The organism is Candidatus Nitrosarchaeum limnium BG20, assembly GCF_000241145.1.
GTDB lineage: Archaea > Thermoproteota > Nitrososphaeria > Nitrososphaerales > Nitrosopumilaceae > Nitrosarchaeum > Nitrosarchaeum limnae.
On record NZ_AHJG01000292.1, the window covers coordinates 1 to 1,182 of the forward strand.

Sequence of the window (1,182 nt, forward strand, 5' to 3'; positions counted from 1 at the left end):
AAATCCTATTTCAGATACTTTGATTCCGCTTTTTCCTAATGTTCTGAATTTCATTTTATTGTCTCCTTGAATTCTTTTAGTTTTGATTCAGTTTCTTTATCGCTCAAAACTGCTTTTCTAACTGGAATTTCTTCATTTATGTTTATCCAAGATTTGCAGCCCTGATACTCCGATTTTAGTGGGGTATTTACTTCAGGAATTTTGTAGACTTTTAAAAAAACTGCTTTAATGGGATTTTCTGGCTTCCAATTCTTTCTTTCATTGATGTATGAATCACTCCATATGTGAAATTTTGATAATTTCTTTATTGTTTCATCTAATGAAATATCTGCCTCCGATAATATCTCTGCATATGATGTGATTCTATTGAATCCTGCTTTTGGCGGATTTGATTTTACTTGTTCCAAATATTTATGAAATTCTGGTTTTATGTGATGATGCTCTTGATGCTCATGTGTTGGAAACAATAGAAATTTTTTTGCTTCTATTTTAAATCCTGATGCAACATCTAGTATTCCGCCTTTTCTTAATAGAACTGTTTGAACGCCATCTTCAAGTGCTGCAACTACTGTGGCCCATTCTTTTAGTGATTCCACTACCCCATACTTCCTATTAATGGAACAATGTCTTTTTTCACACAAACGATCATTGGAATGTCGTTTTTAACATATCTTGAAACTCTTGTTTCTCTTAAATCCATTATGAGATCTTGGAAATCTCTTATTTCATCTACTTCAAATGCTAACATGAAATCCTCATCATGAATTCCAAAAGAGTATGTTGTGTTTAGAATAATCTGTGGATATTTTTTACTAACTTCTATATGCTCATCCATTATTGATTGTCTTTCTTCTTTTGGTAGTAGATACCATTCTCTAGTTTTTGTAAAAGGGTATACTATTACATGCTTTTTCATCTCTGCATCTGAAACAAACCCTAGTGGTTTTCCTTTTTCTACATAGATTGATGGTCTTGTACATGATAGATATGTTCTTGATGGAATGATGTATTTCCCAAAAACAGTTGTGTATAATTTTGCTATTGCACTTTGAATCTCTTCTACTGTTTTTGCTGCAAACCAAAATAAGAAATCAGCATCATCTCTTAATCCTAATGTGGAGTATGTTCGGAATTTTATTCCTGAATTTTTTAGCACAATCTCTACTTCTTTAGCTGATTCCT

The 1,182-nt window shown here is 32.0% G+C and carries 2 protein-coding genes; both read right to left on the reverse strand.

Annotation, left to right across the window (positions count from 1 at the left end; genetic code table 11):
- Positions 1–50: 50 nt before the first annotated feature.
- Positions 51–596: a DUF1802 family protein gene (locus tag BG20_RS10510; protein ID WP_010195011.1), complete on the reverse strand. Its 546-nt coding sequence runs from the start codon at positions 594–596 to the stop codon at positions 51–53.
- A partial coding sequence (locus BG20_RS10515; protein WP_010195017.1) for a chlorite dismutase family protein occupies positions 596–1,182 on the reverse strand: 587 nt, incomplete at its 5' end. The genes BG20_RS10515 and BG20_RS10510, both read right to left, overlap by 1 nt.